This is a genomic window from Polaromonas sp. CT11-55 (genome assembly GCF_047303325.1).
GTDB lineage: Bacteria > Pseudomonadota > Gammaproteobacteria > Burkholderiales > Burkholderiaceae_C > Polaromonas.
In genome coordinates, this window is record NZ_JBKBEX010000013.1 from 22941 (window position 1) to 47240 (window position 24300).

At 59.2% G+C, this 24300-nt stretch carries 22 protein-coding genes; all 22 read left to right on the forward strand.

The features are described 5' to 3' along the window. Window positions 1-1896: an asparagine synthase (glutamine-hydrolyzing) gene (gene asnB, locus ACEN8I_RS13575; RefSeq protein WP_413329005.1), complete on the forward strand. Its 1896-nt coding sequence runs from the start codon at window positions 1-3 to the stop codon at window positions 1894-1896. Next, the gene (locus ACEN8I_RS13580) at window positions 1881-2459 is read left to right on the forward strand and encodes an acyltransferase (RefSeq protein ID WP_413329006.1); all 579 of its coding nucleotides are present in this window, start codon (window positions 1881-1883) and stop codon (window positions 2457-2459) included. Before asnB (ACEN8I_RS13575) ends, ACEN8I_RS13580 begins: the two co-directional genes overlap by 16 nt. Before the next feature lie 13 nt (window positions 2460-2472). Beyond that, entirely contained in the window at window positions 2473-3213 is a 741-nt protein-coding gene (locus tag ACEN8I_RS13585; RefSeq protein ID WP_413329007.1) for a hypothetical protein, read from the forward strand. Further along, entirely contained in the window at window positions 3213-3977 is a 765-nt protein-coding gene (locus ACEN8I_RS13590) for a DapH/DapD/GlmU-related protein (protein ID WP_413329008.1), read from the forward strand. The genes ACEN8I_RS13585 and ACEN8I_RS13590 overlap by 1 nt, the downstream gene beginning before the upstream one ends. 15 nt (window positions 3978-3992) lie before the next feature. Next, complete coding sequence (locus tag ACEN8I_RS13595; RefSeq protein ID WP_413329009.1) at window positions 3993-5081, forward strand: hypothetical protein; 1089 nt, start codon at window positions 3993-3995, stop codon at window positions 5079-5081. A 6-nt stretch (window positions 5082-5087) separates the two neighbouring features. After that, window positions 5088-6284, forward strand: a complete 1197-nt coding sequence (locus ACEN8I_RS13600) for a glycosyltransferase (RefSeq protein WP_413329010.1) — start codon at window positions 5088-5090, stop codon at window positions 6282-6284. An 8-nt stretch (window positions 6285-6292) separates the two neighbouring features. Continuing rightward, complete coding sequence (gene asnB, locus ACEN8I_RS13605) at window positions 6293-8089, forward strand: asparagine synthase (glutamine-hydrolyzing) (RefSeq protein WP_413329011.1); 1797 nt, start codon at window positions 6293-6295, stop codon at window positions 8087-8089. A gap of 65 nt (window positions 8090-8154) precedes the next feature. Next, window positions 8155-9123: a hypothetical protein gene (locus ACEN8I_RS13610; RefSeq protein ID WP_413329012.1), complete on the forward strand. Its 969-nt coding sequence runs from the start codon at window positions 8155-8157 to the stop codon at window positions 9121-9123. Between the two features lie 11 nt (window positions 9124-9134). Beyond that, the gene (locus tag ACEN8I_RS13615; RefSeq protein ID WP_413329013.1) at window positions 9135-10094 is read left to right on the forward strand and encodes a Gfo/Idh/MocA family oxidoreductase; all 960 of its coding nucleotides are present in this window, start codon (window positions 9135-9137) and stop codon (window positions 10092-10094) included. A 93-nt stretch (window positions 10095-10187) separates the two neighbouring features. Continuing rightward, complete coding sequence (locus ACEN8I_RS13620; protein WP_413329014.1) at window positions 10188-10883, forward strand: cytidylyltransferase domain-containing protein; 696 nt, start codon at window positions 10188-10190, stop codon at window positions 10881-10883. Then, window positions 10874-11827 (forward strand): NAD(P)-dependent oxidoreductase, encoded by a 954-nt coding sequence (locus ACEN8I_RS13625; RefSeq protein ID WP_413329015.1) that lies wholly within the window; start codon window positions 10874-10876, stop codon window positions 11825-11827. The genes ACEN8I_RS13620 and ACEN8I_RS13625 overlap by 10 nt, the downstream gene beginning before the upstream one ends. Next, window positions 11814-12842 carry an N-acetylneuraminate synthase family protein gene (locus ACEN8I_RS13630; protein ID WP_413329016.1) on the forward strand — a complete coding sequence of 343 codons (1029 nt, stop codon included), beginning with the start codon at window positions 11814-11816 and terminating at the stop codon, window positions 12840-12842. Before ACEN8I_RS13625 ends, ACEN8I_RS13630 begins: the two co-directional genes overlap by 14 nt. A 101-nt stretch (window positions 12843-12943) precedes the next feature. Further along, window positions 12944-14080, forward strand: coding sequence for a UDP-N-acetylglucosamine 2-epimerase (gene neuC / locus ACEN8I_RS13635; RefSeq protein ID WP_413329017.1), 1137 nt, complete (start codon window positions 12944-12946; stop codon window positions 14078-14080). Window positions 14081-14123: 43 nt separating this feature from the next. Beyond that, entirely contained in the window at window positions 14124-15590 is a 1467-nt protein-coding gene (locus tag ACEN8I_RS13640) for a hypothetical protein (protein WP_413329018.1), read from the forward strand. 24 nt (window positions 15591-15614) lie between these two features. Continuing rightward, window positions 15615-16385, forward strand: a complete 771-nt coding sequence (gene rfbF / locus ACEN8I_RS13645) for a glucose-1-phosphate cytidylyltransferase (protein WP_413329019.1) — start codon at window positions 15615-15617, stop codon at window positions 16383-16385. A 24-nt stretch (window positions 16386-16409) separates the two neighbouring features. Next, window positions 16410-16901 carry an acyltransferase gene (locus tag ACEN8I_RS13650; protein ID WP_413329020.1) on the forward strand — a complete coding sequence of 164 codons (492 nt, stop codon included), beginning with the start codon at window positions 16410-16412 and terminating at the stop codon, window positions 16899-16901. Then, complete coding sequence (locus tag ACEN8I_RS13655; RefSeq protein WP_413329021.1) at window positions 16898-17731, forward strand: NAD-dependent epimerase/dehydratase family protein; 834 nt, start codon at window positions 16898-16900, stop codon at window positions 17729-17731. Before ACEN8I_RS13650 ends, ACEN8I_RS13655 begins: the two co-directional genes overlap by 4 nt. Beyond that, window positions 17728-18561 (forward strand): cephalosporin hydroxylase family protein, encoded by an 834-nt coding sequence (locus ACEN8I_RS13660; protein WP_413329022.1) that lies wholly within the window; start codon window positions 17728-17730, stop codon window positions 18559-18561. The genes ACEN8I_RS13655 and ACEN8I_RS13660 overlap by 4 nt, the downstream gene beginning before the upstream one ends. 66 nt (window positions 18562-18627) lie before the next feature. Then, a complete protein-coding gene (locus tag ACEN8I_RS13665; RefSeq protein ID WP_413329023.1) occupies window positions 18628-19506 on the forward strand; it encodes a glycosyltransferase family 2 protein in 879 nt (292 codons plus the stop codon). Window positions 19507-19552: 46 nt separating this feature from the next. Next, on the forward strand, window positions 19553-20941 hold the full coding sequence (locus ACEN8I_RS13670) for a hypothetical protein (RefSeq protein WP_413329024.1): 1389 nt from the start codon (window positions 19553-19555) through the stop codon (window positions 20939-20941). Window positions 20942-21180: 239 nt separating this feature from the next. Further along, window positions 21181-22956: an ABC transporter ATP-binding protein gene (locus ACEN8I_RS13675; RefSeq protein WP_413329025.1), complete on the forward strand. Its 1776-nt coding sequence runs from the start codon at window positions 21181-21183 to the stop codon at window positions 22954-22956. Between the two features lie 110 nt (window positions 22957-23066). Beyond that, complete coding sequence (locus tag ACEN8I_RS13680; RefSeq protein WP_413329026.1) at window positions 23067-24218, forward strand: glycosyltransferase family 4 protein; 1152 nt, start codon at window positions 23067-23069, stop codon at window positions 24216-24218. Window positions 24219-24300 lie beyond the last annotated feature (82 nt).

The following is a 24300-nucleotide window of genomic DNA, read 5'->3' on the forward strand; positions in this document are numbered from 1 at the left end:
ATGTGCGGCATCGCTGGGTACCTGCAATTTGACGGCGACGGCGCTTCGCCCGTGTTGCTGCGACGCATGGGTGACGCAATAGCCCATCGTGGCCCGGACGGTGAAGGTGTTTTCGTTGATGGTCCGTTAGGACTTGCCCACCGCAGGCTGGCCATCATTGACACGTCGCCAGCCGGGCATCAGCCCATGGCAACGGAAGATGGCCGGTACATCATCTCCTACAACGGCGAGGTGTTCAATTTTCAGGAACTGCGAATTGAACTGGAAGCGCTCGGGTGGGGTTTTCGCTCCCGCACCGACACTGAAGTAGTCCTCAAGTCTTTCGCCCAATGGGGCACCGGTTGCTTCAAGCGCTTCAACGGCCAATTTGCCGTTGCCGTTTGGGATCGTGCCGAACGCACACTCGTTCTTGGGCGCGACAGGTACGGCATCAAACCTCTCTACATCAGGCGGAGTGGAAAAAGCTTTGTCTTTGGCTCCGAAATAAAGGCGATTCTTCGCCATCCCGAGGCCGGGGCGGTGCTGGACAAAGAGGGCTTGTTTGAATACTTTGCTTTCCAGAATTTCTTTACCGAGCGCACGCTTTTCAAGGGCGTCAGCATCTTGCCTGCAGGTTCCTGGATATCTGTCGCGGAAAACGGCGCCACGGCCGGCGATCAATATTGGGATTTTCATTTCACCGAGCCAGAAAGTGGCACGGCCATCAGCGACGCGGAGTACAAGGAGGAGCTTGACCGGCTGCTGCGCCAGGCGGTCAAGCGGCAACTTGTCGCCGATGTGGAGCTTGGAACCTATTTGAGCGGTGGCATGGATTCGGGCACGATCACGGCAATCGCGGCAAGCGAGCTGCCCAACATGAGGACGTTCACTTGCGGCTTTGATTTGCGCTCGGCGTCCGGCATGGAGCTGGGAATGGACGAGCGGGAAAAAGCCGAGCACATGTCCTACCTGTACGGTACCGAACACTATCAGATGGTACTGAAGGCGGGTGACATGGAGCGAGTGCTGCCGACGCTGGCTCTGCATCTCGAGGAGCCGCGGGTCGGCCAGAGCTATCCCAATTATTACGTCGCGCAACTGGCGAGCAAGTTCTGCAAGGTCGTGCTGGCCGGAGACGGCGGTGACGAATTGTTCGCGGGGTATCCGTGGCGCTACTACCGGGCGGTGGTCAACGACGATTTTGAGCACTACACCGACAAGTACTTCCAGCACTGGCAACGCCTGTTGCCCGCCGACCGCGTTTCTCAGATTTTCGCGCCGATCTGGTCAGACGTTTCACATGTCTCGACGCGGGACATCTTCCGCGGCGTCTTCCGCGAACACGCCCATCACCTGACGCGGCCCGAAGATTACATCAACCATTCGCTCTACTTCGAGGCGAAGACCTTTCTTCATGGCCTGCTGACGGTCGATGACAAGATCAGCATGGCGCACGGGCTGGAAGCGCGGGTTCCTTTTCTCGACAACGACCTTGTTGACTTTGCCATGAAGGTGCCTGTCCGGTTGAAGCTGGGCAATCTAGGCGACGTGGTGCGGCTGGACGAAAACGAGCCCGGTCCCAAAACCGCCAAATACTTCCAGCAAACCCGTGATGGCAAGCTGCTGCTGCGGCGGGTCATGGAAAAATACGTCCCGGCCGACATCGCCGACGGCGTGAAAAAAGGATTCTCAGCCCCCGACGCAAGCTGGTTCCGCGGTGACAGCATCGATTACGTGCGGCGCAGCTTGATGGGCCGCGACGCGCAAATTTTTGAATTTCTTGATCGGAGCGCCATTCAGGAACTGGTGGGCGACCATCTGGACGGGCGTGAAAACCGCCGCCTGCTGATATGGTCGCTGCTGAACCTTGAACAGTGGTTGAAGCATCTGGAGGCAGGAAATTGGACCAATCCATGACTCCGGAGCGGTTTGCGGAACTGCTGGCCGCTTGCTACAAGGCGAACGAAGAAAGGCTTTCGCGGGACTACCAGCGTAGCCTGTCCTTCCAGGACGGGATGTTCGACCGGTGGGAGCGTGCGCGCAGGCTGGGGTTCGGCGAACGGACCAGCATTTACAACAGTGCGGCGGTTTTTGGTGATGTTCGGATCGGCACCGACAGCTGGATAGGCCCCAATACCCTGCTGGATGGCAGCGGCGGCGGGTTGAGCATTGGATCGTTTTGTTCGATATCCAGTGGGGTACACATCTACACGCACGACACCGTTTTGTGGGCGCTGTCGGGTGGAGCGCTGGGCCGCGCCGAAGGTCCTGTCTCGATCGGGGATTGCGTGTATGTCGGCAGCCAGAGCATCATCGCCGCGGGCGTAAAAATAGGCAGCCGCTGCGTGATTGGTGCGAACAGTTTTGTCAATGATGACGTCGCGGACGGCACTGTCGTCGGCGGCTCACCCGCACGCAAGCTCGGCACGGTGGTCGGCGAGTCCGCGGCGGTGCGCATTGTTTTTGACTCGGCAAAATGAATAGATGTTTGGCATGAGTGACGATTTCACCACCACGCGTTATGGCGAAATTCTCGCGGCCGCAAAACTGAAATACCGTTTTGCGACCTTCGCCGATTGCGGCGGGGAAGGCTGCGTTGCCTTGTGGCGGCATGACATCGATTTTTCGCCTCACCGGGCGCTCGCGTTGGCCAGGATGGAGGCTGATGCGGGAGTGGTCGCTACCTACTTCGTCCAACCCTCTGCGCGCTTCTACAACGTTTTCGAACCGGAGATCGCCGCAATTATTCGCGAGATCGGGAGGCTGGGGCACGATATCGGCCTTCACTTTGAAACTGAAACCGTCGGTCATAGCCAGGAGCTTGACCATGAGCGCCGTTTGGTCTTTCAGGCCGGCGTGCTGGAACACCTGGCCGAAAAACCGGTCACTGCGTTCTCTCTGCACAACCCGACCACCATGGTCGGCATTTCCTTTGATGAACTTCAGCACGGCGGGCTGGTCAACGCCAGCCATCCGAAGTGGCGGGAAGAGTTTTCCTATTGCTCCGACAGCAACGGAATCTGGCGTTTTCGATCGCTGGATGCCATGGTGGCGGATTCGCAAATCACACGGCTCTACGCGCTGACGCATCCGGAGTGGTGGCAGGCGGAGCCAATGCCCCCGAGACAGCGCCTCCAGCGCTGCATTGACGGGCGAAAAGCGTGGTTGGAGAATTACTATGACGCTTTGTTGGCCACTAATGAACGCCCAAATATCGGGCGCAAGGAGCTGTGATGTCGGATGCCAAGGCTGAAATGGCAGCGATGCTGGAGGCTTTTCGGGCGGAGGTGCCGAGTCACTACTCCATTTGCTCGTTGCAAGCGCCCAAGAATGATTGCGTCACATTTCTTCGGAGTGAGAAATATATCGATCACCTTCACGCCATGGTCAATCAGGGTGTGGCAAACGTGACGGTGATTGTCCCGCCCAACCTGGTGCTTCCTGCGGTTAGCGGCGTGACGTACTACCGGACCGAACATGTGGATTTGCTTTTTACGCTGTTCAATAACCATGCCCGAAAAGGCTATGACCCCAGGCCGTTTGATCGCATCAGTTCTTCAGTGATTCTGGACCAGGGGGCAGTGATTGGTGCGGAAGGGGCCAGTATCGCGAAATACAAAGACGAACGCGTACTGTTTCGCCATTACGGTCGCGTTGTGCTGGAGGATAACGTCTATGTCGGTGCCAATGCCGTCATTCAGCGCGGGCGAATCGACGATACCGTGGTTGGCAAGGGTACGATGATCAGTTCTTTGTGTGTCGTCGGCGCCAACACTGTCATTGGGCAGAACTGCACGTTGACGATTCAGTCCGGAATTTCAGGTTCGGCCCGTATTGGCAACCGGGTCTGGCTTGGGATTGGGGCCAAGGTCCGCGATTACGTGAGCATCTGTGATGACGCCTTTGTGGGCATGGGCGCTGTTGTCACCAAGGATATTACGGAACCCGGCATTTATGCGGGGAATCCGTGCCGCTTTTTGCGCCCCCTTGAGAAGTAACCCGACGGAACTGACATGTACGACTATCGAACAATCTTTCCCCGTATGCCGCACCAGGTCACGATTGGTGATGTGACCATACGTGATGGATTTCAGAGTCAGGAGAAGCGGGTCTCGACAGAGGCCAAGATTTTCTATCTGTCAGAACTGGTCTTTGCCGGTTGCAAACACATTGAAGTCACCAATCTCGGCAATCCCCACCTGATGCCTCAGTTTGATGATGCCGAGGCGGTTATGAGCTACGCCCGCAGCGATCTCTTCAAGGATCGTTGCCAGCGCAGGGGGATCAAGTACGACGAGATCTGCTTTACCGCGGTGACGATTCGCGAATCGGCGGTAGACCAGGCCATCGAGCTTTGTGAAAAGGGCATCGGGCCGGATCGCCTTCTCATGATGATCTCGACAGAGGAAGAACATCACTTCGTAAACTCCGGGACAACCATCAAGGAATATTGGAAAGAGGCGGAGCGAAGCATCAAGAAGTGCAATGACGCCGGGATGGTCATGTGCGGCACGGTGAGCACGATATGGGGTAGCCCCGTCGGCGGCCCGACAGACATGAAGGACGCGGTAGAGTTTACGAAGCATTGGCTTGATATCGGCGCCCATGATATCGAGCACAGTGACCATGATGGAAGCGGTACCGCACCGGAAATATTCCGATATTTCTCCCAGGTGCTGGATGCTTTTCCCGATCCAAAACTCCACATAGCGCATTTCCATGAAACAAAGCGGATTGGATCCGCGTCAGTTCTTGCCGCGCTGCAAGCCGGTATTCATCGTTTTGAGGCTTCTCTTGGTGGAATTGCGGGGCAGCCGGCCAACTTCTTCGAAGATCGCCCTGTACCAGGAACAGGCAAGTACTATCACGTGAGTCCCGGAATTGTTCCGCTGGAAGATTTGCTCGTGCAGGTCGATGAAATGGGCATCAAGCACGGCTTTGACATTGACAGGATACTTTGGCTCGGGCAACAGATGGAGAGAACGCTGGGACGCCGCTTGAGGTCGGATGCAATACGGAACGGACGCACCCTCAAGGAGGGCGATATGAGCCTGGCGCGCCCCGGGCTTCAAGAGCGGAAACGCAAATTGGGCGAAGTGTAGCGACCAATGGCACGTGCGCTTTACGTCGATATCGACCTTATCCACCTCAATCCAACAGCAACCTATTTCCCGCAGTTGATTGAGGCCGCTGTCCCGGACGTCAGTTTTTACGGTCCTGGGTTCAGCTCGCCCGACCTTTTGGCGAAAGGCCTGTTGAGCTGGATCCGCGAGACGGGTCCGTATGAAGTGATCTTCATTGGTCCGAACTCACCTATATTGGTAGAGAACCTTGATGATGAGGTGATTCGCAGCACATTGGCGTATATGCGCGATTACACAGCGCACGGCCATCAGGACTCGCAAATTGTTGCTTTTTTCAAGGACCTGTTTGCCGTATTGCCTGAGGTCGACATCAAGCATCGCATCGCCACCTCGTTGAATTTCGATTATTACGGAGCGACCGATGTGCAGGTTCAGCGCCTGCAGGATTGGAACTTGACCCTGATCGGGCCCAATGAGCAATTTGTGCGGCCCCTTGCCGAGCTTCCTGATTTTGTCTCGCAGGAAAAACACTTTCAGCGGAAAAAAGCCCGCCTGTCGGACTGCTGGTTTGATTTTCTCCATGCCCACCCCGAGCGCGTCGTCACGGCGCTGCATTATGTTTTGCCTTCGGAGTTCTCCCACACGCCGATTCATTTAAGACGGCCCGTGGTGGCTGTGCCAGGGGTTGAATATCATTTGCGAAAAGAAGCGAATGTGGCCCTTCGCCGGGCGGGTATTCGTATCGCATCCAAATGGTATTTCCATCTGTTTCGGGCGGCAAACCGGCTTGGAGTGCCGGTCTATGGGCATCCTTTGGGGTTGCACATGTATAACCATTGCTTCCAGCGCACGCTCAAGACGTCGCGCTATGTCTACACCGCTCGCGGTGGGTTTGGACTCCCTATCCGAAAGTTTTTTGAGATCCCGGCGGCGGGTGCCTTGATGTTGTGCAGCCCTTGCACGGGCTACCAGGAACTCGGTTTTACGGATGGCGTTCATTATCATTCCGTCGAGCCTGATGCCCTGCCCGGGGTGTTGCAAGAGCTCAGCAGAACAGGTGCCGGGCATGATGTCGCTGTGGCTGGGCGTAAGGTCGCCGCAAACAATCATTCCCTCCAGGCTCGCGCCCAGCAGATCGCCCTCTGCCTGCAAGCCTTGACGAACGGGACGTATCGAGGCGCGCGCTGGCGCCAGGGCCAATTTTTCATCGAGGAACGATAGTGTGTGGAGTGATTGCCGCCTGGGATCCGGCCGGTCTGGCCGAGGCGCCGTTGACGGCGGCGCTGGGCGACCTGCACCATCGCGGCCCTGAAGCGCAGGCTGCACTGTGGCGCGACGACCGTCGCGTGCACCTGGCGCACGCCAGACTGAAGATCATCGACACCTCGGACAGCGCCAACCAGCCCTTTGTCTCGGCATGCGGGCGTTGGGCCCTGGTCTACAACGGTGAAATCTATAACTACCGTGAGTTGCGCGAGGAGATAGGTGATCGCTGGTCATGGCGAACTCGCAGCGATACGGAGGTGTTGCTGGCGGCATGGAGCTTGTGGGGCAGCGCCTGCCTGGACAAGCTGGTGGGCATGTTTGTGTTCGCGATGCACGACGCGCAGTTGCACACGCTGACCGTGGTGCGGGACCGCTTCGGGATCAAGCCGATTTATCGCGTCAAAAATGGATCGGCGCGCGTATTCGCGAGCGAAATACCACCGCTCTTGCGCTTTCTGCCGCGGGTCGAGGCCGACAAATCGACCATTCTGGCTTATCTCGAATCCGGCCTGTACGACCAAGGGCCGCAAACCTTCTTTTCCGGCATCGAGGCGCTTGAAGCCGGGACGCTGACGGAGATTGACCTGCGCACAGGTGGGGAACAGTGCCGGCGCTGGTATCGCCTTGCCGACCATGTCCCCGATCTTTCCGGCGCATCGGAAGGCGAGTTGCTGGAGCAGACGGAGCGGCTGGTCATGCAGGCGGTGCGCTCGCACCTGGTGGCGGATGTGGCTGTAGGGCTCAACGTATCCGGTGGCGTCGATTCCTCCATGCTGGTTCGGGCCACCTTGGCCGAACTGGGGCATGCGCACCTGTTCACCCAGGACTACGAGGGGTATAGCGAGCTCCCGTGGGTTCGCGAGATCGCACAGGGCGGAACCCTTCATGTTGCCAATCTTGACCTGGCCCAAATCGATGGCTATCTGCCGTCAACGGTACGCTCGCAAGCTGAGCCATTCGGCGGGGTGACGGTTTGCGGGTACAACGCCCTGTATCAATTGGCGCGCCAGCAGGACGTGACCGTTCTGCTGGATGGCAATGGCGTTGATGAAGTCTTTTTGGGCTACAAGCGATATCACCAGCTTTATGTGGCCGGCGCCCCGGGTGACGCGCAGCGTGAACGGGCGGCGCGTGATTTTGAGACGTTCTGGGGTGAGGCCCCCAGGACTGTTCGGGATGGGGCTTCGATTGACGGCACGGATGGACTGTGCCCGCAGGCGATTGCCGCGCAGCTGCGCGCGTGCGATGCCTATCCCAAGCCGGCCAATGCGGATTTCTCCAGCCCGGTTCGCCGGGCGGCGGCCGACGACCTGCTCCGCACCAAGATTCCTCGTGGCTTGCGTTTTAACGACCGGGTCTCGATGGCCCATTCCCGCGAGTTGCGCGTTCCGTTTCTGGACCATCGACTGGTCGAATTCGGCTTTGGTATTCCAGAAAACTTTCTGTTCGGCGCCCAGGGGAGCAAACTCCTGTTCCGCAAACTGCTTGCAAAGCGGGTTCCGGCATCGGTCGCATTTGCCGCCAAGCGGTCCGTGCAATCACCGCAAAGGGAATGGCTGGCCGAGGGGTGGCGAGGCCTGGTGGAGAATATTCTGGCGTCTGAAAGCTTCCGCTCTCGAGGCTGGGTGGATGCCGACAAGGCTCGTGACCTCTATCGGGCCTATCTTTCGGGCAAAAAGGAAAACTCCTTTTTTATATGGCAATGGCTCAATCTTGAGCTGTGGGCGCGTACGTTTCTGGATGGGCAGAACGCGCGTTGAATATTTTGAAAACTGACTGGCATGAACGATCAAAGCGCGCCTTTTGAAGCGAAAAAGGTCTATCAATGAAGACTGCATTTTTGTCCGCACTCGGGATGATGGGACGACGTCACCTCAAGGGGCTGGTCCGCGCGGGTTTTTCCGTAACGGCCTACGACGTGAACGACGGCCTGGAAGAGACGGTTCGCAAAGAGCTCCTTGCGGCGGGCCTTTCGGCAGACCAGGTGAGGTTTCCACGGGAAATCCCGTCCGGCGAATTTGACGTAGCCGTATTCGCGGAGACCACCATGAGCCGGTTGGCGAATTTCCGGCAATTTTTAAGCCGTGGAAAAGCCGCCCGCATTTTGGTGGAAAAGCCCATGTCGGCTGATCCCGAAGAGGTTCGGGCCTTCAAGGTCATCGCGCAAGAACATGGGGTGGCCGGCAACACTCAGGTCAATTTTGTCAGGCGGCACTGGCCGCATCTGCATAAGCTTGCCGAGCGCTGCTCACTGGAAGAAAAATTCACCGTCACGCTGAACGGTGGTGCGGTGGGTCTGGGCTGCATGGGTATTCATTACCTTGATACTTTTCTCGCGCTGTCCGGAGATGAGATGCCTGAGGTCAGCTGGTCCGAGCTCTCAAAGACGCTGGTCGCCAGCGGACGTGGCGCCAATTTCACCGATTTTGGCGGCGACTTTGTCTTGAGCGGCCGCAGGGCCCGCCTGTTGGCGAGCCTGGAGGCCGGCAGCAGCGCGAATGTCCTGATGAGTGTTCGCGGCGCGCATTTTCTGGCGCAGGTGGACTACACCGACATGCGCTGGAAGATCAGTTCGCGCAAACCGGGCAGCGTCCTGCCGAACTACCGCTATGGCGCCGACTATGAGGTGGTGGAGGAGGGGCCGGTCAGCGTTCCCGCAATGGATGCGATCACCCATGACTGGGCCTTAGGCCTGATTGAGTTGCCGGGCCTGGTGCAGGCCCTGAAGACGCACGATCTCCTTGACCGGATTTTGCAAGCCGGCGGCGCACGGCCACCGTATCAATACACATGAGGGCAGCGGGAATGGCGATTCATTGTCTGGTTATTGGCGTGGGCAAGATGGGGGCGGCCCACTTGCAGGCGCTCGCCGCGCTTTCGCCCGACTCGCTCACGGGCTGGGCGCCGGGTTCGCGGCCCCGTGCCGTCGAACGCGAGGTGGGGGGTGCCCCGGTCCGGCGTGACGAGCTGCAGGCCACCCTTGCCGCGGTGCGTCCTACGCATGTGATTGTTGCCTCGCCGGTCGAAACCCTGGCGCCTATCGCCATTGAGGTCATGAAAGCCGGCGTCAAGCACCTTTTGATAGAGAAGCCCGCGGCCATGGACCAGCGGGAATGCGCACAGCTGCTGTCTTGCGCCGCTGAAACGGGCGCTGAAATATACGTCGCGTACAACCGGCGGTTTTACGCCTCGGTGCGCGGTGCGCTGGCACATATGCGCGCCGCGGGCGAAAGCATTGAAAGCGTGCTATTTGAGTTCAACGAGGCCATGCCGGCGCAAGGGCCCAATGCCCCGCCCGAGGTCAGTGCCCGCTGGCTTCTGGCCAACAGCATGCATGTAATTGACACGGCGTTTCACCCCATCGGCCTGCCTGACATGCAGCACAGCCAGTTCCAGCGTTCCGGCGGGCTGCCATGGCACCCTGCGGGAAGCGTTTTTGTTGGGTCGGGCAACACCGTCACGGGCGTGCCGTTTGCGTTTCATGCCAATTGGGGTGCTCCCGGCCGCTGGGGTTTTGAATGGATGACGCCATCGACCCGCTATGTCTTCAGGCCGATGGAGAAGCTGTCGGTGATGCGTAAAGGGCGGTTTGACTTGGAGCCCATGGTGCTGGATGATGAGATGGACAGCCGCTTCAAGCCAGGGGTCTACCACCAGAACCGGGCGTTTTTGGCGGGTGATCGTGCGGCGGGTCTTGTCACTTTGGACGAGGCCGCGGCCCTCATACCTTTGGCTCAAAAAATCGCCGGCTATCCGGAGTCCTGACGCAATGAGCGCAACAGCATCTATTCCAGCGCGGCCGACAGGCCGCCTTCTGGCGCGCGCGCGGCGAGCTGTTTTTGACTTGGGAGCGACCTGATGCGCATACTGGGAATCGTGCCCGCCCGCGGGGGCTCCAAGGGAATTCCCCGCAAAAACCTGGCCGATGTGTGCGGCAAGCCCCTGATCGCCTATTCCATCGAAACCGGGCGGCAGCTTCTTGCCAGCGGTACTTTGGCAAGATGCATCGTCTCGACGGATGACCAGGAAATCGCCGACCGCGCCCGTGCGCTTGGGGCGGACGTGCCTTTCATGCGGCCCGCTGCCGCCGCCACCGACACGGCCAAGGCGCTGGCTTACGTGTTGCATGCGCTCGAAACGCTTGAACCGCAGGATGGCGCCTATGACGCGGTCATGCTGCTCCAGCCCACCAGCCCCATCCGCGACGCCGCGATCATTGCCGCCGCCGTTGCGCGCATGGAGTCCGGTAACTCGGACTCCCTGATTTCCTGTTATCGGGAGGAGTACATCAACGAACTGGTGATGTACGACCCGCAGCCCGATGGCACGCTGCTTCCGCGCAACCCCCTGCACAACAAGGGAGTACGGCGGCAAGAGCATGGTCCGGCCATGGTTCGCAACGGTGCGTTGTATGTCACCCGGACGCCCTACCTCAAGGCGACCGGTTCGCTGGTCTGTGATCGCCCGGTCCTGCTCGAGATGAGCAAGCTGGACTCCATTGATGTCGATGCGCCGGATGATCTTATTTTGCTGCGGGCGGTCATGTGCAAGTAGGCCTGCTCGAACCCGACCGGTTTGATCCCGCTGCCATTGCCCAGCTGCGGGCAATGGGACATATCGTGGTTTCTTTTGACGGCCGCGATTTGCAGGAGTTTCTCAAGCCGGTGGAGGTTCTCTTTGTGCGGCTGGCCCACCAGATCGATGCCGCATTTTTGGCCCAGGCGCCCGCTTTGCGCTACCTGTGCAGTCCGACTACCGGGCACGCCCACATGGATGAGCATGAATTGGCCGCGCGCGGGATCCGGATTGTCAGCCTGAGAGGCGAGCAGTCATTCCTGGAGACCATACGCGCAACGCCGGAGCATACCTTTGGCTTGGTCCTGGCACTGTTGCGCCGCTACCGCGGCGCGTTTGCCCATGTGGACGGCGGCGGCTGGGACCGGGACCTGTTTCGCGGCGAAGAACTGTATGGCCAGAGCGTTGGCATCCTCGGCCTGGGTCGGGTCGGCTTTCGTGTCGCCAGCTATTGCGAGGCTTTCGGCGCGCAGATCAGCTATGTCGATACCAAAGAGGTCAAGGCCGCCCCAAGTTGGCAGCGCTTGCCCAGCGTGCGGCAACTGGTTGAAGCGAATCGGATCATCATCCTGTGCGCTTCGTACGCCAATGGGACGGCTCCTATCCTGGGAAGGGCTGAAATAGCCGCGATGCGCGGGCGCTACCTGGTCAACACAGCGCGTGGCGAACTGGTGGACGAGCAAGCCTTGCTGGAGGCCGTTGAGGCTGATGCGCTGGAAGGCGTTGCCACCGATGTATTGAGCCATGAGACCGGCGCGCATCAGCTCTCGCGGTGGAACGCCGCGGCTATCGGGCGAAATATTATTGTGACGCCTCATATAGGCGGCGCCACCTTTACGGCAATGGCCAGAACAGAAAATTTCATCGTGGGCAAGCTCGCACAGATTCTGGACGGTACGGAGAAACAACATGAAGCTGGCTGAATACGAGTCCCTTGGGCGTACCTTCATCATTGCGGAGATTGCCCAGGCACATGACGGAAGCCTGGGCATACTGCACTCGATGGTGGATGCTGCCGCGAGTGCCGGCGTGGATGCCGTCAAGTTCCAGGTGCATATCGCCGAGGCGGAGAGCAGCGCGCTCGAACCGTTTCGCGTACGCTTCTCCCCGGTGGACGCTACCCGCTTTGATTATTGGAAGCGCATGGAACTGTCGCTTGATCAGTGGGCCGACCTGAAGCGCCGCTGCGAGGCGGCGGGGGTGGAATTTTTAGCCACCCCGTTTTCCAATGCCGCGGTCGATCTGCTTGAAAGTATCGGGGTGCGGCGCTACAAGGTCGGCTCCGGGGATCTTGCCAATCCCGTGCTCCTGGAGCGGCTGGCGCGTACCGGCAAAGAGGTCATTTTGTCGACGGGCTTGGGCGCACTGGGGGAAATTGATGCGGCGGTGGCTTTTATGCGTGAGCGCAAAGTGCCCGTAGCCGTGTTGCAGTGCACCACGAAGTACCCGACGGCACCCGCCGATATAGGCTTGTCATGGCTTTCCCGCCTGCGTGAACGTTATGGCTGCCCGGTCGGCTTGTCGGACCATTCGGGAACCATCTATGCCCCGCTGGGGGCGGCCGCGCTTGGGGCCGTGGTACTGGAGAGCCACATCACGTTCGACAGGCGCATGTTTGGGCCCGATGCCAAGGCGTCGCTGACGGTTGACGAATTTGCGGAACTGGTCAAAGGCACGCGATTTCTGGAAGCGGCCCGCGGTAGCGGACCAGACAAGGTGATCGACGAAAGCAAGGGCGAGTTGCGCCGTATGTTCGGCAAGGCCCTGGCGGTCAACCGTGACATGCAAGCCGGGGAGGTCTTGCGCTTCGAGGATCTCGAAGGCAAAAAGCCGACGGATGGGGGCTTACCGGTCGCTAAAATGGCTGAAATCATCGGCGGCAGGCTTGCCAGGGCCAAAAAGCGCTGGGATTTCCTCACGCCGGATGACCTTGCCTAGGTTTGGCCGGGGCTGCCGCGGCGATCCGTTATTGCTGCGACCGGCGCCCAGAAGGCTCAAACGCCGCTTTTGCCGCGGATTTACAAAGAACGAGATACCCGATGAAGAAAATATGCGTGGTGGTAGCGAGCCGAGCCAATTATGGGCGGGTCAAATACCTCATGAAGGCCATACAGGCACACCCGGAGCTGGAACTGCAGCTTGTCGTGGGCGCCTCGACGCTTCTTGAGCGCTTCGGCAAAGCGATCAACGTCATCAAGAAAGACGGCTTTACGCCGGTGCGATCAATTCACTACGTCATTGAGGGTGAAACACTCGTTACCCAGGCCAAGTCGACTGGACTGGGCATTGTGGAGCTTTCCACCGCTTTTGAAGATCTTGCGCCGGACATGGTGGTCACGGTGGCTGACCGGTTTGAGACGATGGCCACGGCGATTGCCGCCACCTACCTGAACATCCCCCTGGTTCACCTGCAAGGCGGCGAAGTCAGCGGAAATATCGATGACCGGGTTCGCCACGCGATCACCAAGCTGGCCGATATTCACTTTGTGTCTTCCGAAGATTCGAAGACTCGCGTCATCGAGATGGGTGAAGACCCGCGCTACGTCTACAACTACGGATGCCCGGCCATGGATGTCCTCGTCCATGAGGATCTGTCCATCAACAATGAGGCCATGGTGCGCTACCTGGGAGTGGGCAAACCCACCGACTGGTCCAAACCCTATGTGCTGATGGTGCAGCATCCGGTCACGACCAGCTACGGGCATGGCTTTGAGCAGGTCAGCGAGACCCTTCATGCCTTGAAGGCGATTGGAGACATCCAGAAAGTTGTCATGTGGCCCAATGTCGATGCCGGAAGTGATGATGTTTCCAAGGGCATCCGCCATTTCCGCGAGCTGAACATGCAGGAGCCCATTTACTACTACAAGAATTTTTCCCCTGAAGACTATGCACGGGTGATCAACAACGCCGTCTGCTGCGTTGGAAACTCCTCATCCTTCATCCGGGAATGCTCGTTTCTCGGGGTTCCCGCGGTGATTGTCGGTGATCGCCAGCAGGGCCGGGAGCACGGCAACAACGCCGTGTTTGCCGGTTATGACGCCAAGGATATTGCCGAGAAAGTGCGCAATCAAATCGGGCATGGGCGCTATCCGGCGGACTCCCGCTATGGCAAGGGCGATGCGGGCGCGCGCATTGCGCAGGAGCTGGCCGCGCTTGACTACAGGCACAGTGCGTGAGCCGGCATGGCCTGCCTGGGGCGGCGGAGATGTCGGAGCGACCATGAAGATAGCGTTTATCGGGAATCAGGGCGGCAAGGCTGTTCTTGATTTCTATACCGCCATGGCGGGTGGGCTTCGCGATCAGCGCTTTGAGGCTGAATGCCTATTCGTACCCTGGCTCAATTCAGAGCGAAGCCTTCTTGTCGCTGAAGGATGGCCCGAGGCGTCCGTCTTCACCTTTGAAGACTGGGTGCGCCAGGGCCCGCGGCCCGGCGGCGAGGTGGACAGGTTGCGCGATGAGTATCGCGAGGTCAATTGGTCCGCGGTGCTTGCAAGCGAACGGGTGTTTACCGATTATTCTCTGTTGCTGGGGGGCGCGGGGCAGCGCGGTGAAACGCACGACTATGTGATGCGGCTCCTCGTCAATATGGTGACTTTTTTTGAGCACCTCATCAAGGTACAGGGCGCGCAAGCTGTGGTCTGCCAGACGGCGGACACGCTGTTCTCCCATGTGGTTTTCAAGGTGGCACAGCATCTCGGCGTCAAGGTCTTCGCCATTACGCCGGCCTGGCTGCTGGAGCGCGGGTCGGAAGGCGGTTACTTCTCGAACAACGAGTTCATGGAGTCGGAAAAGATGATTGCGGAATATCGCCGGACTCTGGAGCGGGACCTCTCCGAGGCCGAGGTCTCGCGGGTGAGCGCGTTCGCCGAATCCGTGAAGGCCTTCCAGAACAAGACCCCCTTCACTCAGAAGAACAGGGAGCGCAATGCCGGTTTCAGCGCACTGTCCCCGAACATGCGCGGCCTGTTCTCCTATCTCGCGAAGAATTCGCGGCGGGACCCGGACGTGGAGTACATCAAGATTGCCCCGGTGCAAAAGGCGAAGGCCAACCTGCTCCGTGTCTGCAGGAAATTTCTCGGGCGAAACATGTTCGGGCCGCGCGATGCGCAAGGCATACCTGCCCGAAGCATTTTTTTCGCGTTCCAATACCAACCGGAGCAGTCAACGCTCAGCCAAGGTATCTTTTATGCCAACCAGATCGCATTGGTCGAGAACATCTCCAAGTCCCTTCCCTTGGGCTATACGCTGATTGTGAAAGAGCATCCCTGGGGCCGCGGAGCCCGGCCCGTCTGGCAGTACCGGCACCTGTCCGGCCTGTACAACGTGCGCTTCTGCGACGCGCCATCAAAAGAGATCATCAGCCGCGTCGAGGCGGTCATCGCCATCAGCGGTACTGTCGGCTTCGAAGGGGTCGCGCTCGACAAGCCAACGGTCATTCTTGGGCGGTCGTTTTTTACCCACTGCGACCTTTTCTATCGAGTGGGTTCGGTGCAGGAGTTGCCCGCGGTTCTGCGGAAAATCCTCGTGGACCGTGACTTCGATAAAATTCCCGATCGCCAGGGTCATCTGAACCGCTTCCTGCTGTCCTACCTCAATTCGCTGGTGCCCCACTTTCCGATGGTTGAAAATGGCAAGCACTACGGAGCCGCCTTGGCCGCCCAGCTCGGCCTGCCCCTCAAAAAATGAATTCCACAAAATAGGAAAAAACCGATGAAAGCAGTCATTCTTGCGGGTGGACTGGGAACGCGCCTGAGCGAAGAAACCGTCCTGAAGCCAAAGCCCATGGTGGAGATCGGCGGGATGCCCATCCTCTGGCACATCATGAAGACCTACTCCACCTACGGCGTCAATGATTTCGTCGTCTGCCTGGGGTACAAGGGCTACCTGATCAAAGAGTATTTCGCGAACTACTTCCTGCATATGTCGGACGTCACGTTTGACATGGCCAACAACAAGATGGAAGTCCACCAGGCCAGCGCCGAGCCCTGGAAGGTGACGCTGGTCGACACCGGGCAAGACACCATGACCGGGGGCCGCATGAAGCGCGTCGCCGCCTATCTGGGAGATGAGGACTTTTGCTTCACGTACGGTGATGGTGTCGCCAATGTGGACATCGGCAAGCTCATCAAGTTTCACAAGTCGCAGGGAACGCTGGCGACGGTGACGTCGGTACAGCCGCCGGGCCGCTTCGGGGCGCTTGATATCGAGAACGGCAAGATCACCGGGTTCCAGGAAAAACCGCAAGGAGACGGTGCATCCATCAATGGCGGTTATTTTGTGCTGTCGCCCAAGGTGCTCGATTACATCGCCGACAGCACCACAACCTGGGAGCGGGAGCCGCTTGAGCGGCTTGCCAGGGAAGGGCAGCTGTCAGCCTACAAGCACGAAGGCTTCTGGCAGCCTATGGACACTCTGCGCGACAAGACGCTTCTTGAGGAGCTCTGGAGCAGCGGCTCCGCCCCCTGGAAGATCTGGAAATAGGCCGCGGCCGGCCAAGGATTCGCCATGACGATTCTCATCGACCCGAGTGCCCGCGTATCCCATCTTGCGGATATCGAAGACTCTGTTCGTGGGTCGTTGATAAGTGTGGGTGCGAATTCGATCCTGGACAGTTTTGTCAAGATCAAGCCCGCGGGCGGCACGGGCAACGTCGCCATTGGGCGCAACTCGGTTGTCAATTCGGGATGTGTCTTCTACAGCGGCAACGGTGTCAGCATCGGGGACTCCGTGGCGATCGCCGCCAACTGTGTGTTTGCCCCGGTCAACCATGAGTTCGGCAAGCGCGAGCTTCTTATCCGTGACCAGGGTTTTCGTGCGAGCAAGGGCGGCATCATTGTTGAGGATGATGTATGGATTGGCGCCGGCTGCGTGTTGCTGGACGGCGCCATCCTGCGCAGAGGGTGTGTCATCGGTGCCATGAGCCTGGTGCGCGGCGAGGTGGCCGCTTACAGCATTCAGGCAGGCAACCCCCTCAAACTCATCGGATGGCGGGAGTGAAGTTCACAGTCCTTGGCGGTGGGGGCTTTGTCGGGACTCACCTGGTAAGGTATCTGCGCGGCCAAGGCCATGTCGTCGATGTGCCGGCCAGAAGCCTGGACGGTGTTTTGGGCGCCGACTTGGGTCATGTCATTTATGCCATAGGCTTGACGGGAGACTTTCGCAAGCGACCCTTCGATACCGTTGAAGCGCATGTTTGCCTGCTGGCCCAGATGCTGCAGAAGTGCCGCTTTGATTCCTGGCTTTACCTCTCCAGCACCCGTGTGTACGCCAGCCTTGACCGCGACGCGCCTGCCAACGAAAGCGCTACCATCCCCGTAGCACCGGGCTCGGACAGTCTTTACAATCTGAGCAAGCTTATGGGGGAGTCCTTGTGCCTGGCTTGTCCCAATCCGGCGGTACGCGTGGCGCGGCTGTCGAATGTCTATGGTGCCGGCATAAGTACGGATACCTTTTTGGGCTCCGTGATGGACGACCTGCGCCGGCATTCCCGCGTGACCGTGAACGAATCGCCGGATTCGGGCAAGGACTATGTTGCAATAGACGAAGTCGTGCCCTTGCTTGAGGCAATCAGCCTTCGCGGGCTGGAGCGTCTTTATAATGTCGCCAGCGGACGCATGGTCACCCATGGAGAATTGTTCGAGAAAATCCGCGGATTGACGGGGTTTTCCGCGGATTATTCGGACGGTGGTTTGACACGAACTTTCCCTGTGGTGGACATTTCCCGGGCTCAAGCAGAGTTCGGGTTTCGACCCAATAATTTACTCGACACTCTCGGCGGATTCCTCACAGCGTGCGGTGTCCGCTACAACGCTGGAGATGATTTGTGAGCATCAAGAAGTCTGTTGACCCCATTGCCGAGTTTGAGGCGATGAGGCTCTCGAATATTGACTCCTATGCGCAGGACAAAGAGTGGCATCGCCTCTCCAAGGAGTTCCATACCAAGTCCTTCCTCCAGTACTACATGTACAACTTCTCGATCCTCGGCCGTCCGATCATTCAGATGCCCATGGATATCATCGCGACGCAGGAGTTGATCTGGAAGGTCAAGCCGGATCTCATCATCGAGACCGGGATCGCCCACGGCGGCTCACTCGTCATGAGCGCCTCGATGCTTGCGCAGATTGACTACTGCGAGGCCGTTGAGGCCGGTACGACCCTGGATCCCCGGGCATCGCGGCGCCGGGTTTTGGGCATAGACATCGACATACGAGCCCACAACCGCGCTCTGATCGAAGCCCACCCGATGTCTCATCTCATTGAAATGATCGAAGGTCCCTCCACCTCCGCCGAAGTCGTCGCGCAGGTGCGGGAATTCGCCAAGGGGTACAAAAGAGTCATGATTTGCCTGGATTCCAACCATGCGCATGACCATGTGCTGGCGGAACTGGAGGCGTATGCTCCCCTGACGAGCGTTGGGAGCTATTGCTGTGTCTTCGACACCGTGGTCGAAGACCTGCCTCCCGAAATCAGTGCCGGCAAACCCTGGGCCAAGGGCAATAGCCCCAAAACCGCGGTCTGGGAATACATGCGCCGCTTGAAAGACGGCAGCAGCAAGGACTTGCACGGTCAGGCGATGGTCTTTGCTGTCGACAAGCAAGTCGAGAACAAATTGATCATGACCAACGCGCCCGACGGGTATCTGCAGCGCGTCGCTTGATGCGATTTTGGGCGCGGCGTTTGACCGGCCGCCCGTTTCCGAAAGCTGAACGCACTGGACCGATGCATGAATAGCGCGCTGCCATCGCAAGACCCCGGGAATGCATCGAAGATCCCTCGGGTGAGCATCGGGATGCCTGTTTACAACGGGGCCGCGTTTGTTCGCGAAGCGTTGCGGTCGCTTCTGAGCCAGACGGAGACGGACTTCGAACTGATCGTTTCCGACAACGGTTCGTCGGACGGGTCCACGGAGATACTGCTGGCCGCAGCGGCGAGTGACCCCCGGGTGCGCTACTTCCGCCATGAAAAGAGCCTGCGTGCGTACGACAATTTCCACTACGTGCTGGCCCAGGCGAGAGGTGAGTATTTCATGTGGGCGGCCTGCGACGACAACTGGGACCCCGACTTCATCGAAAAGCTCGCAAAGGCGCTGCAGTCACAGCCGGAGGCCATCATGGCTTTTGGGGACGTCAACACAGTCACTCCGACGGACAAGGTGGGGGCGGTCGTGCCCTTTGATTTTCAGACGGCCGGCCTGGAAACCATGGCCAGGCTGCGCAAATTGGCGCCCTTGCAGTGTTATTACTTCTACGGCTTGTGGCGAACGGATGCCATCAAGCGGGCGCCTTATTCATATTGCGCCTGGTGGCCGGATCTGCCCCTGATGCTGGCCGCGTCCATGTTGGGTCCTTTCATTCATGTTCCCGGCGTGCGTTTCTACTACTACGAGGTTCCGAAAAGCAATCTCAGGCGCGTTAAAGAACAGGACTATGTTGACCGGTTTAACCTACTGCTCGGAGTGGGCGGCCTGATTGCCGCGGTGTACCGGGCATGTGCCGCTGTCGGAGGGCCTTTGATGGGTGTATTCGCCGCGGCGCTTGTCGTCTGGAAACAAATCAGGACGGTTCCCGGATACCTCCGCCGGCGATTGGTCGGCCGCCGTTGACCGTTGTCGCCTGTTTGTGCAATAAATTCCGAGGCTTCAGGACAGGATGAAAACCGACAACACCGCAACGCCGGTCACGCTGGCCAGTGCATGGCGTGAGCGCACGACGTGGGTGCTGTTTGTGGCGGCGTTTCTCGGCACCTGTGCCGTCGCGTGGATGGTGCAGCTGGTTCTGTTGCCGCATTTTCTGCCGCAACTGCACGCTGGTCACGGCATGCTTGTTGGCGGCGATTCAGCCGGGATGAACCTCACGGCCATCGACCTGGCTGCGCGCATTCAAAAGGAGGGCTGGTCCGTCTGGGAGCTTCGCCCGGCAGGCAACGCGCCAACCGGCATCGCTGCGGCTTTGTATGTGTTCGTGACGCCCGAGCCTTATATGCTTGTGCCCATGAATGCCCTGGTGCACGCGGCCGGGGGCATGACGATTTACCTGATTGCTTATCTTGTTTCGGCAAACAGGCTGGCTTCGGTTGCAGCGGCCCTTCCTTTCCTGCTGTTTCCATCTGCGGCGAGCTGGTACGCCCAGCTCCACAAGGATGGCATTTTTGCCCTGGGCATGCTGCTGTGCGCGCTCGGCTGGATGCAGGCCTTCCGCCCGGGTTTCTGGGCGTCCGCAAGGCCGGCGTCGTATGCCGCGCTGGTTCTACCGTCGGCGCTGGGCTTGTTTCTCGTATGGCTGGTGCGGCCGCACATCATGATCATGATGCAGGCGGTCGCTATTGTCGTCAGCGTGTCGGGGCTGTTGCTCGCGGCATTCTGGTGGCGCCTGGCTGTACTGCAGGGCAGGCGCATTGTTCTTGCCGCTTTTGTATTTGTGCTGATTCCCCTGTTGGTGGTGCTCGTGAAACCCTCGGACTACAGGGTCGAGAGCTGGAAGGGCGACGTGGTTGCGCGCGAAACCGTCATGCCCTATATGCCGGGACATTGCGTGCTGGAGCGGGGTGCGAATGCGACTGCAGACAAGCTCTCGAGCACTGTTGCCGCCATGCGCGACTTCTCTATTTCCGGCAATAGCTATAAAAACGCCAGGAGCAATATGGACACCGATTTTGTGCCCGGTACCGTCTGCAACCTCCTTGGGTATTTGCCGCGGGCATTGCAAATCGGCTTTCTGGCGCCCTTTCCTGCTCAATGGCTGGCGGACGGCAGCATTGCTGCCAATACCATGATGCGCAGGGTGGTCAGCGCGGAAATGCTGGCTGTTTACGCATGCCTGCCGCTATTGTCCGTGGCCATGTGGGCTTTCCGCAGGAAGCCGGAGTTCTGGTTTGTGCTGGGCTTTCTCACTCTGTTGATGGTCATTCACGTGTACCTGGTCCCGAACTTGGGGACACTGCACAGGATGCGCTACGGTTTCCTGACCGCTGTGGTGGGTTTGGCCCTGGCGGGCGCGGTGGACCGGATTTCGGCGCGCAGGGCCGTTCGGCTGGGATGAAGGCCGTGAGGGGGCCCCGCGGCGGATACAATCCTGGGTCGCCATCGCCACGGCGCCACTTCTCAATCCTGCCCGTTTGGCGTTTGTCGCCGGACTTTTCAATGCCAAGTCTTGAGCGCTTTCCTGACCCCTGTTTCGCTGAAACTTTCGGTGTGTGGCCATATGCCGCCTGCATCGATGGCGCCGCGCCATTTCGCCAGGGGTTTTGGGGCGCTACATCTTGCTAGCCGGGCCGATTGATGATTGATGTTCTGGCTTTTCGCCGCCTGTTTTCCGACATCTGGTCGGTGGTCGGCACCCGGTACGCGCTGTACCTGTGCCTGCTGGCGCTAACGGGCCTGCTGGAAGGGATGACGCTTGCGAGCGTGGTTCCGCTGCTTGCCGCCATCGGTATCGGCGAAGGCGGTAGCGGTGTCGGCGGCGTGGTAAGCCGGACGGTGCTTGGGGTGCTGGGCTGGCTGGGTATTGGCGTGTCGGTGCCGGCGATTGCCGCGTTGATACTGGTCTGCCTTTTCTTCAGCACGGTGGTTTTCCTGGCCCAGGCCTATATGGGAATTTCCCTGCAAACCAGCTATGTGAGCCGATGGCAAAAGCGCCTGCTCAACGGCATTTTTCGGGCAAAGTGGGGCCTGTTTCTCAAGACGCGAAACGGTGATTTGATCAACTCGGTGGTCACCGAAACCCAGAGGCTGGGCGGCGCTTTCTACCAGACCGGCCTGCTTCTCACGGGCCTGCTGCACAGCGCGATATACATGGCCCTGGCCGCCATGTTGTCTGGCTTGACGACCCTGGGGGTTATCGCCGGCGGGGCATTTTTATTTCTGATCACGCGACCGCTGATCCAGCGCGCTTACCGCATCGGGGCCGGCATCAGCCATGAAAATGCCGAGTTGCAGGTCAAGACCGGCGAGTTTGTCGGCAGCGCGAAACTGCTCAAGGCAACCGCTACCGAAAACGAGGCCTTGCGCGTCCTGGGCGGGATCATCAAGCGTTTGCGCAAGCACACACTGGCAAACGGGTTTGACGCGCAGATCGTCAAAGGCATTTTCGATTTTGGCGCGGCGGCGATGGTCGCCAGCATCCTGGTCATCAGCCGCAGCGTTCTCAATATCGACGCCGCCGTGATACTGGTCATCCTCGCGATTTTTGTCCGCCTCATACCCAAGCTGACCGGCTTGCAGCAAAGCCTGCAGTCTCTCACCAGCAGCTTGCCCGCGGTCGCCAACCTGAACGAGATCGCGGACGCGATAGAAGCGGAGGCCGAAATTTCCAGCGAAGGGCCTTTGCCGGACGCCCTGGCCAGCGGGCCTCTGGCCTTGTCACTGCAGAACATTGCCGTCAGCCATGGCGATCACCAGGTCATATCGAACCTCTCACTGGCGATACCCGCGGGCGCCTGCATCGCGCTGGTAGGACGTTCAGGGGCGGGGAAATCGACGCTCGTCGACGCGATGCTCGGGCTGGTTCCCATATCGACGGGGTCAATTCATGTCAGCGGCACTGATCTTCATCAACTGCCCTTGCATGGCTTGCGCCGGCGTATCGGCTATATGGGCCAGGAAACCATGCTGTACAACAGCACCGTTCGCGGCAACATCCTGTGGAGCCAGCCGCATCATTCTGACGAGGCCGTCATGGCCGCGGCCGCCTTGGCCGCCGCGGATGGTTTTATTTCCCAGTTGCCGCAGGGGCTTGACACCATGGTCGGCGATCGGGGAGGTCGATTGTCCGGCGGCGAACGCCAACGCCTGGGATTGGCCAGGGCCTTGCTGGGCAATCCCGGCCTGCTGGTGCTCGACGAGGCCGCCAGCGCGCTGGACGCCGAAACCGATGCGGCCGTTACCCGCGCACTAGAATTGCTCAAAGGCAAGGTGACCATGATCGTGATCTCGCACCGCCTGTCTTCAGTGCGCATGGCCGATTACATCTATGTGCTTGATAAGGGCGAAATCGTCGAGTCGGGGACATGGGCTCATCTCGAGGGCAGCAATGGGCAATTCAGCCGTTTGCTGTAAATGCGGGGGGTACGGGTTCTTGCCACTGGCGTTGTTGAGCAGATAAGCTCGACGTCATCATTGCCCGACTTTCCCCTTTAACTGGTAAGTCCAGACCTGCCTGCAGGTTGTTGATTGTTCCCCAATTGAAAATACTGCACATCATTACCTCTCTGGACCAAGGCGGCGCTGAAGCGGTGCTGTGCCGCCTGGTTGCTGACAGGAAGGAGGGGGTGGAGTATTCGGTCATCTCACTCAAAGGCGAGGGCTTTTACGGAAATACGCTCAGGGCTAACGGCCTGGTGCCGTACTCCTTCGCGTTCAAGCGGTTTTTTCAGTTGGCGAGTTTTTTTGAGTTCGTTCGCCTGGTTCGCCTCATTGCGAGCCTGTCGCCCGACGTCGTGCAGACCTGGCTCTACCATGCTGACTTGATCGGGGGTCTCGCAGCCCGGCTCGCGGGCTGCCGGCGCATTGTCTGGGGTATACGGACGTCCAACCTGAGCCCTGCCTTGAACAGCCGTTTCACCCTGATGATCGCCTGGTGCTGTGCCCGACTCTCGGGCATCCTTCCTGTGGCTATCGCTACCTGCTCGGTTGAAGCGGCCAAGGAGCATAAAAGAATGGGCTATGACTCAACCAAATTCCAGGTGATCCCGAACGGATTCGATTTGGGGGTATATGTACCGGACATGGAGAAGCGCCAGCGGATCCGGGCGGAATGGGGTGTCGCACAGGGGGAGGTGTTGTTTGGTTGTGTCGCTCGCTGGGACCCCTACAAGGACCATCCCAATTTGTTGCAGGCGCTCTCGGCAGTGGCCGCCAAGGGCGTACCGGTCCGTTGTGTGCTGGTCGGCGGTGGTTTGACCACTAAGAATCGGGTTTTGTCCGATTTGCTGTCTAAGTACAATCTGAACGATTCCGTGGTCCTAGCCGGCTCCCGTAGCGACATACCGGCGGTGATGAATGCCCTGGATTTCCATATCCTGCCGAGTGCAAGCGAGGCCTTTCCAAACGTGGTGGCCGAGGCGATGGCGTGCGGAACGCCCTGTATCGTGACCGACGTCGGGGATGCCGCGATGATTGTGGCCGATACCGGGTGGGTGGTTCCACCAAAAGCCCCCGCTTTGTTGGCGTCCGCCATCGAGGAGGCCAGGGACGGCTTTGGAGGCGAAAATGACGCAAAGCGCCGTATCGACGCCCGTCAGCGGATCGAGGGTAACTTCAGCCTTGAGAAAATGACCCGGGCTTATCGCGAGCTCTGGGAATCGGTGGCGCTGAAATGACTTTAAAAGCGAGCAATCAAGTGCATGTGCTTCTCGAAAATCTGAATCAATCCTGGGCCGACCTGTCAAGCCACGCCCTCCG

What these genes read in the sequence shown, in the direction of transcription:
- asnB (WP_413329005.1), top strand. Translation starts at nt 1, where the DNA reads ATGTGCGGCATCGCTGGGTACCTGCAATTTGACGGCGACGGCGCTTCG.
- ACEN8I_RS13585 (WP_413329007.1), top strand. Translation starts at nt 2,473, where the DNA reads ATGAGTGACGATTTCACCACCACGCGTTATGGCGAAATTCTCGCGGCC.
- ACEN8I_RS13590 (WP_413329008.1), top strand. Translation starts at nt 3,213, where the DNA reads ATGTCGGATGCCAAGGCTGAAATGGCAGCGATGCTGGAGGCTTTTCGG.
- ACEN8I_RS13595 (WP_413329009.1), top strand. Translation starts at nt 3,993, where the DNA reads ATGTACGACTATCGAACAATCTTTCCCCGTATGCCGCACCAGGTCACG.
- ACEN8I_RS13600 (WP_413329010.1), top strand. Translation starts at nt 5,088, where the DNA reads ATGGCACGTGCGCTTTACGTCGATATCGACCTTATCCACCTCAATCCA.
- ACEN8I_RS13610 (WP_413329012.1), top strand. Translation starts at nt 8,155, where the DNA reads ATGAAGACTGCATTTTTGTCCGCACTCGGGATGATGGGACGACGTCAC.
- ACEN8I_RS13615 (WP_413329013.1), top strand. Translation starts at nt 9,135, where the DNA reads ATGGCGATTCATTGTCTGGTTATTGGCGTGGGCAAGATGGGGGCGGCC.
- ACEN8I_RS13620 (WP_413329014.1), top strand. Translation starts at nt 10,188, where the DNA reads ATGCGCATACTGGGAATCGTGCCCGCCCGCGGGGGCTCCAAGGGAATT.
- ACEN8I_RS13630 (WP_413329016.1), top strand. Translation starts at nt 11,814, where the DNA reads ATGAAGCTGGCTGAATACGAGTCCCTTGGGCGTACCTTCATCATTGCG.
- neuC (WP_413329017.1), top strand. Translation starts at nt 12,944, where the DNA reads ATGAAGAAAATATGCGTGGTGGTAGCGAGCCGAGCCAATTATGGGCGG.
- ACEN8I_RS13640 (WP_413329018.1), top strand. Translation starts at nt 14,124, where the DNA reads ATGAAGATAGCGTTTATCGGGAATCAGGGCGGCAAGGCTGTTCTTGAT.
- rfbF (WP_413329019.1), top strand. Translation starts at nt 15,615, where the DNA reads ATGAAAGCAGTCATTCTTGCGGGTGGACTGGGAACGCGCCTGAGCGAA.
- ACEN8I_RS13650 (WP_413329020.1), top strand. Translation starts at nt 16,410, where the DNA reads ATGACGATTCTCATCGACCCGAGTGCCCGCGTATCCCATCTTGCGGAT.
- ACEN8I_RS13665 (WP_413329023.1), top strand. Translation starts at nt 18,628, where the DNA reads ATGAATAGCGCGCTGCCATCGCAAGACCCCGGGAATGCATCGAAGATC.
- ACEN8I_RS13670 (WP_413329024.1), top strand. Translation starts at nt 19,553, where the DNA reads ATGAAAACCGACAACACCGCAACGCCGGTCACGCTGGCCAGTGCATGG.
- ACEN8I_RS13675 (WP_413329025.1), top strand. Translation starts at nt 21,181, where the DNA reads ATGATTGATGTTCTGGCTTTTCGCCGCCTGTTTTCCGACATCTGGTCG.